Origin of the sequence: Thermoactinomyces mirandus (genome assembly GCF_013868055.1) — a bacterium.
Taxonomy (GTDB): Bacteria; Bacillota; Bacilli; order Thermoactinomycetales; family Thermoactinomycetaceae; genus Thermoactinomyces; species Thermoactinomyces mirandus.
Genome location: NZ_JACEOL010000022.1, coordinates 25,046 through 31,045 on the forward strand (window position 1 = coordinate 25,046; position 6,000 = coordinate 31,045).

Annotated in this window: 7 protein-coding genes and 1 pseudogene; 1 reads left to right on the top strand and 7 read right to left on the bottom strand. The window is 37.9% G+C overall.

The annotated features are described in order from the left end of the window. Positions 1-470 precede the first annotated feature (470 nt). The 6 genes from H2C83_RS06790 to H2C83_RS06815 all read right to left on the bottom strand — a co-directional run bounded on the left by H2C83_RS06790 (position 471) and on the right by H2C83_RS06815 (position 4,568). A complete protein-coding gene (locus tag H2C83_RS06790) occupies positions 471-1,343 on the bottom strand; it encodes a permease prefix domain 1-containing protein (protein ID WP_181739086.1) in 873 nt (290 codons plus the stop codon). After that, positions 1,340-1,681, bottom strand: coding sequence for a PadR family transcriptional regulator (locus tag H2C83_RS06795; RefSeq protein ID WP_181739088.1), 342 nt, complete (start codon positions 1,679-1,681; stop codon positions 1,340-1,342). Before H2C83_RS06795 ends, H2C83_RS06790 begins: the two co-directional genes overlap by 4 nt. Before the next feature lie 591 nt (positions 1,682-2,272). Then, the gene (locus H2C83_RS06800; protein WP_181739090.1) at positions 2,273-3,520 is read right to left on the bottom strand and encodes a DUF4153 domain-containing protein; all 1,248 of its coding nucleotides are present in this window, start codon (positions 3,518-3,520) and stop codon (positions 2,273-2,275) included. 72 nt (positions 3,521-3,592) lie between these two features. Further along, complete coding sequence (locus tag H2C83_RS06805; RefSeq protein WP_181739092.1) at positions 3,593-3,814, bottom strand: helix-turn-helix domain-containing protein; 222 nt, start codon at positions 3,812-3,814, stop codon at positions 3,593-3,595. A 10-nt stretch (positions 3,815-3,824) separates the two neighbouring features. Beyond that, positions 3,825-4,307 (bottom strand): DUF2975 domain-containing protein, encoded by a 483-nt coding sequence (locus H2C83_RS06810; RefSeq protein WP_181739094.1) that lies wholly within the window; start codon positions 4,305-4,307, stop codon positions 3,825-3,827. A 108-nt stretch (positions 4,308-4,415) separates the two neighbouring features. Beyond that, positions 4,416-4,568 carry a hypothetical protein gene (locus tag H2C83_RS06815; RefSeq protein WP_181739096.1) on the bottom strand — a complete coding sequence of 51 codons (153 nt, stop codon included), beginning with the start codon at positions 4,566-4,568 and terminating at the stop codon, positions 4,416-4,418. 262 nt (positions 4,569-4,830) lie between these two features. On the opposite strand from H2C83_RS06815, the gene H2C83_RS06820 reads away from it, so the two are divergent. Then, positions 4,831-4,974, top strand: a complete 144-nt coding sequence (locus H2C83_RS06820; RefSeq protein WP_181739098.1) for a hypothetical protein — start codon at positions 4,831-4,833, stop codon at positions 4,972-4,974. A gap of 430 nt (positions 4,975-5,404) precedes the next feature. Here the strand turns inward: H2C83_RS06820 and H2C83_RS06825 are convergent. After that, positions 5,405-5,982: pseudogene (locus H2C83_RS06825) on the bottom strand (amino acid permease); the annotation flags it as partial. Positions 5,983-6,000: the final 18 nt, after the last annotated feature.

Consider the following 6,000-nt stretch of genomic DNA (forward strand, 5'->3'; position numbering starts at 1 on the left):
CCCACAACTTAGTGAAAATTGATGAGCAGGGAAGTGATAATTCTGCCAACAGCATGGCTGCCATATTTGCACTGCCGCCGACGGCAAGCGTGATAAGAAATATCGCCGCCAGCATATGGCCAACGTTTTCTCTGGTAATTCCAAGACACATGCTCTGAAGATGATAAGCGCCAAGAGCGACGAAACAATTAGAATGGAGCCGTATACCGCCGTTACAAGGTACCGGCGATGATTTTATTCCGTATCATGCCGCTCATATACTCCTTGCCCACATTAAGTGCGAAAGCAATGACATTCTTAACATCGGAACCGACTGCCCGTTTACCTGCTTGAATACACTGTGAATATCGCCCCCCGTGCATCCCGAAAGAAGCACGGAGGATATCACAAGCACGACAAGGGAAGTCAATATCACAGTTTTTTTACTCTCAATTTTCTGATTCATCCATTCTGAATTTGCCAAAAGCCACTTACCTGGATTTTGTGAACATGGCCAAGACAATCATTTGCCCTATGAGCGCCACGACAATTGCCAGCCATGAGAATTTAATGCCGAAAAGAATTGTCAGCAGGATAAACGCTGCTATCGCTGCTATCCAAAGTGCTCCGGAAAACAACCCAAACCGTTCCTGCTGCACTGGATCGCCGAAGCGTTTTTGTGAGCGTTCCATATATTCCTTGCGCTGCCTTATCACCCATGGTTTGCTCCTGTCTTTTTCAGTCAGTACGAGGAACACACCGAATGCCAGGCTGGGCAGTATAAACGGGATCAGTGTAGCTATCGCGATTGGTAGTCCCGCGTTGTCCTCAAAATAAGTTATTAGGAACGCAATCACCCCAAACAGGAAAACGCCTCCCGCAACCACATACAAAAGTGCCCGCTTCCAGCTCATTGCTTCATGCACAGCCGTTTCCTGCGTTAGTCCGAGAAACAAAAAACCGAGAATGGGGATACCTCCGAAAATGAGCAGCGAACCCAATGGCGCATTAACATCGCCGCTGAAGAATCCCGAAAGGACGGAGACAATTACCCCAAAGCCAAAAACGGCACCGCATAAGACATAAAGAACGATTCTCCATGTCGACATATAATGCCTGGTTTTCATATACATATCAGAGAAAACCTCCTGCCTTTTTTTCAGGCTCAATTCATCGGCGAGAGTGGACACATCGCCAAGCTCCGTAATTGCCTTGTCAAAGGCTGCTTGTTCGTTCAGTCCCTTTTTTCTCAAACTGTTTATTCTGGCGTTCAGATTGCTTTCCAGTTCTTCTTTAAAGTCGGCAAGCGAGTCCGTTTCTTCATAGCTTGAAAACAATGAGTCAATGTATTGCTTAATGTTCAATATTCTTCCTCCTTCAATAAATCATTGATAATTCTCTGGGTGAATTCAAGATCGAGCTTGTTCTGTCGGTACAGCTCCCGGCCTTTTTCCGTGATATGGTAATATTTGCGCCGTGCTCCCTGTGTTTTGTCACCCCAATAGGAAGTAATGTACCCACCCTTTTCAAGCCGCTTATAGCTTGAATACAGCGTGGTTTCTTTCAATTCGTACTGCTCTCCCGTTCGTTCCAAAATCCAATTATAGATTTCGAAACCGTAACGATCTTGTTTAAGTAAACACCTGAGAACAATCGTGTCTGTGTGGCCTCTAAGCAAATCAGACGATAATTTTGGCTCCATAACCCAGCCCCCTTTCTGTCGTATATTTTTTACATTCGTAAATACCTTCTTGATATATTATATTGTAAGTCATATTACTACGACTATCAAGTATATTTGGGATTTTTTTCTTCTCTTCCCTATGACATGTCAAAATATAAGTTGCAGTAGGTTTATCAAAACTTAGACAGACAAAAAGACCTGCAGATTTAACTGAAGTTTATTCTGCACAAATATGATAAAAACCACTGCTATATTTTCAAACAGTGGTTTTTCAGTGATCTGGGGATGACATTATCACAAATTTTGATACAGCAACCATTTCCTAAATAATTTGAATATTAAAAAATTATGTTGTGGATATTTTAATTATTGCAAACCTATTAATTCATACGAAGTTTCAAATCCCTCCAGTATGCCAAAACGGACGAGTCATTTATAAAACTGATAGATAAAAAAGGCGAAAAGGATCGAATGCTCGACCTTATTTAATCGACCCCCATTTTCGCCTGAGTTATAATTACCTTAGTTGTCATTTCAAATATACCGAATGTCATCGTATGAAATTCTTTTATATATTTCCTTGATTATTTAGGAGTCGGAAGTCGTTTCCTAATAAAAAATTAAAGGAAAAGTAAATGTAACGAAAGCTGCCCAAAGTCCGTAGACCGGCAAATACTTGGTTACGGCATCCTGGACAGTAGAAGGTCCGGTTTTGTTTTGCAGAAAACGCATATAGGAGAACATAATCCAAATCAGATTGGCCCAGATAAGTATGTTTGCACCTAAAGCAGCAAGTCTGTTGGGCGTAATCCCATAGGAAGAAAGCCTGAACACTGTGGCTGATAAAGCCACACTGTCAATGGTAAGAGCAAGAACAATCAGGGCAAAATTTATATAATCAGAAATGTTCTTTTTCTCGTCTGTATCGCTTTCAGTAATGGAAAATATGGTGACGGCCAATACGCAAAGGAGTATCCCGTTAAAGGATATAAGAAAATCGCGGTCCAGGAATGGATTCTTTCCGACCCAAATAACCGTTACAAGATAAACTAACAATGTGACCAGTACAAGAGGACTAAAAATTTTGGCTATATATGGTGCAATATTTTTGGCAAGTTTAAGGTTCCTTGATATCAGATATGTAGCCACAATAGCGAGAGCGGCAGCACCAAATGAAACAACATTTTTAAAATAGAATTCAGATATATCCATGCCGATAAATCTAAATAACTGCATGGTTAATGCTGTCAGTAGCATTCCGCTGATTGCCATGCTGGCGTAGAGTATGCAAAATTTCCCGTTAAATTTAAGATAGGCTAATCTTGTGCTTCCCATGCCATATTCATTACCTGTAAATGCAAGCCCTACTAATACCCATAAGAAAATGGGAAGGTGCAGATAAGCCAGGAGAATACTGTCTTTAGACTCCAGTGGCAGCATATTCAGATAGAAACCGGATAGCAGGAATAACGACGCAAGGATGTAAAGAAGATTTTTTTGGGGAATATTGTTGAATACAAAATAGACGGCAATAAATGGCAGTATACCAAAAACAAGGTTAACAGGGGCTATTGCTTGCTGTTCGACAAAATGCAAAATTATCCTGGTGCTAATTCCGGCTAAAATTGCTAAAATGCTCATCAATAAGAAATCTCTCTGAAACAAGGAAGCTTTTTCTGTATTTGCCGTCTCCTTGAAATACAATCTTTCATACCAAACGGCAAGAACCTGCGAATCAGGGTTTTGTTCCCAGGCGTATGAGAATGACTTTTTAAAAGCTTCGGGGTCTTTTCTAAACATTCTCTCCAGCTCATGGGGGTTTGCAATATTTTCAATAATCGGATTGTTCATATCCATGGTTATACCTCTCTCTAATAATTATCATATTAAGCCCTACTTTCCTCTACAATGTTTATTAGCAAAACTTTATTATTCTTGGCTGTCTTCGTCACTTTTGTATTCCAAAATATCTCCAGGCTGACATTCTAAGGCCTTACAAATCGCCTCCAGAGTTGATATCCGAATCGCTTTTGCCTTTCCATTTTTCAATATAGAAAGATTAGCCATCGTTATTCCAACCCTCTCCGAAAGTTCTGTTACGCTCATTTTCCTTTTCGCCAACATCACATCAATATTGATTATAATCGCCATGTTATTCACCTCAGACCGTTAAATCATTTTCTGATTTTATGTCTATGGCTTCTTTTAAAAGTTTTTGAAGAACAGCAGCAAAGACAGCAATTACAGAAGAAGCAAAAATAATTATGACTGGAAATGCTACGAGACCTGGTGCATCGTCTGCATCCGCTATGAGAATTAAGAATGGTATGTCTGCTACATACAAGATACTGATTGTGATTGCACAGTATTTTACATACTTTAAAGCATTTACAGATACTTCCGAGAAAGCCTTGTTTTTGTCAATATAGCTTAAAAGTTTTAAAGCCTGATACAGAGCAAAGAAAAACGGGATCGCTGTTGCATACAAACCGATTAAAACGGGATACTGCAAAAAAGCCAGCTCCGGATTCATTTTAGCCATCCTGTCTGCTAACCAGGGCAACCAAAATATACACAAAGCAAGTACAGTAATTCCAATAAGAAAAATAACTACCTTTAAGAAATTTGTTGAACCTCGTTTCATAAAAAGACACCTCATTTATTTATTGTCAATTTGATTTTAGCAAGTAATTTATCGTTTTACAATAAATAATTATTGAATATAAATATATTTTGGGTATAAAGTTTTCGATCATGGAGTATATAACAAAACACTGACCCTTTCAGCACTAAAGTTTATTTGTGGATAAGCGTCAAAGTGTTTCGAATCCCCATTTAATGGAAAAGAGCTTATAAAATCAAGCACTTTCTCTTCATCATCTACCAGTAAGAAGGATTCAGCCATCTTTTGTCTCCTTATTTTTTTGAAATTTTATTATGCATTCAATTTGGTGGAAAGATAAAAAAGGAGGCTTGGTTTATGGCATACAGACTGAAGCGCCCCATTCCTTTAAAAAAGACTTCTTAAGTAGACATTAATGAAATCATTTTGATAGTCGATTTACCATTTCTCTATATCTGAATTTGACCTGCTAATTCTGGATCGAACAGTTACCGCATTAGCACAATATTTATTAAGAGATTTATATATTGAAGAAAAAAGAAAAGTGGAAGAATCAAAATGGCTGGAGAATTGGCTGGAAGGAGGACACACAGCAAAAACCATTCTTCATTTCATAAAATACCATGATGCAGAGTATATGTCTGGTGGCGGAACGGTTCTCGTTATTTCCTATCGATCAAAAAAATAAAAGAACAACTGGATTTAACGTATTTTAAACTTTTATGCCGATCAATCTTTGAACAGCAAGGCTTCTTGGTTTTCGTGACAGAGAAAAAAGACTACTTAATTTTTATATTAATTAACAAACAATCTAATACAAATTGGAAATCCAGAATAGAAACAGGAATTAACCGTCTTAAACAGTCCAAATTCCTGCAAAAAGAAAAGAATCCGGATCTTATATTCGGAGTTGGGAAATTTGTAAATGAACTGAATCAGATATCAAAAAGTTATCAAACAGCGCGTGAAACCAGCTATATTCAACATAAATCCAAATCAACCTCTGTAGATTCCCATTTCATGTTTGCATCAGCCGGGTTTTCCACTGTAAATATCTTATTAAATTATAAAATGTTTGGAACCGCAGCTGTTTTTGTCATGCTCTTTATCCTTCATTTTTATATTTTTTCTCCCATTTCCCTGTTGGTTAACATTGTTTCTTCATTGTCTATGTCATTTGTTTTCTTTTTTTGTTTGAATATATAAGAAAAAATAACAATAATCGTAAGAACACCCGTAAATAAGATTTGCGTTCTCATCGATTCAATAAAAAACATAGCGATTAACAAGGCGGAAATAGCAAAGATGGTAAAGTAAGTTAAATAAGGAAACAACCACATTTTAATCTCAAGTGCATCAGGTTTCTCCTTTTCTATTTTCTTTCGCATTAGTAATTGCGACACAGCGATTGTTAAATATAAAATCAATGTAATTGCACTACAGGAATTGACCAGAAACATAAACACTTTATCCGGAGAAATATAATTCATGATAACTGCAAGATAAGAGAAAACAGTACCTGCTAAAACGCTTGAACAGGAGTACCCTTTTTGTTTACTTTTAAGAAACGTTTTGGTGCTTCTCCTTTTTCTGCAAGAGAATACAGCATACGTGATGTGGCATACAAGGCAGAATTAAGGCAAGATAATACAGCGGTTAAAACGATAAAATTCATAATTTGAGCAGCAGCAGGGACTTAATGAACCCCGTTTGT

Bases quoted from the DNA above. Each gene is read 5' to 3' on its own strand.
- H2C83_RS06795 (WP_181739088.1), bottom strand. From the start codon at position 1,681: ATGGAGCCAAAATTATCGTCTGATTTGCTTAGAGGCCACACAGACACG.
- H2C83_RS06800 (WP_181739090.1), bottom strand. From the start codon at position 3,520: ATGGATATGAACAATCCGATTATTGAAAATATTGCAAACCCCCATGAG.
- H2C83_RS06805 (WP_181739092.1), bottom strand. From the start codon at position 3,814: ATGGCGATTATAATCAATATTGATGTGATGTTGGCGAAAAGGAAAATG.
- H2C83_RS06810 (WP_181739094.1), bottom strand. From the start codon at position 4,307: ATGAAACGAGGTTCAACAAATTTCTTAAAGGTAGTTATTTTTCTTATT.
- H2C83_RS06815 (WP_181739096.1), bottom strand. From the start codon at position 4,568: ATGGCTGAATCCTTCTTACTGGTAGATGATGAAGAGAAAGTGCTTGAT.